This window comes from Bacillus sp. AFS001701 (genome assembly GCF_002559405.1).
Lineage (GTDB): Bacteria > Bacillota > Bacilli > Bacillales > Bacillaceae_G > Gottfriedia.
Genome location: NZ_NTZO01000753.1, coordinates 1 through 667, shown reverse-complemented (window position 1 = coordinate 667; position 667 = coordinate 1). Strand labels below are relative to the sequence as shown.

1 protein-coding gene is annotated in these 667 nt (G+C 29.5%); it reads left to right on the top strand.

Features of this window, described 5'->3' with window-relative positions:
• On the top strand, positions 1 to 667 hold a 667-nt coding region (locus tag CN514_RS25005), incomplete at both ends, for a tyrosine-type recombinase/integrase (protein WP_286141837.1).

The following is a 667-nucleotide window of genomic DNA, read 5'->3' as shown; positions in this document are numbered from 1 at the left end:
CATTTTATCCAAGTTGAAAAAGGTTTATCTAAAAATACAATTCTATCATATGGTAAAGATTTAGAAAGCTACGGAAAATATTTGGACGTTGTTGAAAATATAAATGGTCTCTCAAATATAACTAGATTACATATTATTAGTTATTTAAAATATTTAAAAGAAAGAGATTTAACAGCTCGAACAATGGCTCGTCAATTAGCAACAATTCGCTCATTTCATCAATTTTTAATTCGTGAGGTTGATGGGATGAAAGATGATCCTTCACTATTAATAGAAATTCCAAAAGCGCCAAAAGTACTTCCAAAGGTTTTATCACTACAGGAAGTAGAGGCTTTATTAGAAGTACCTGACCACTCTACATTTGGTTTAAGAGATAAGGCAATGTTAGAATTGTTATATGCTACTGGCATGCGTGTGTCAGAGTTATTATCATTAAATCTATCGGACATTAATTTAACAATGGGATTTGTGCGATGCTTAGGTAAAGGAAGTAAAGAACGAATTATTCCTTTAGGTAAGCTTGCGATTGAATCAATTGAAAATTATTTAAAATTAGCAAGAAATGAATTAAAAGGTAAAAAAAATAATGATGCATTTTTCTTAAATCATCATGGAAATAGAATGTCTAGACAAGGATTTTGGAAAAACTTAAAAAAACAAGCTGAAA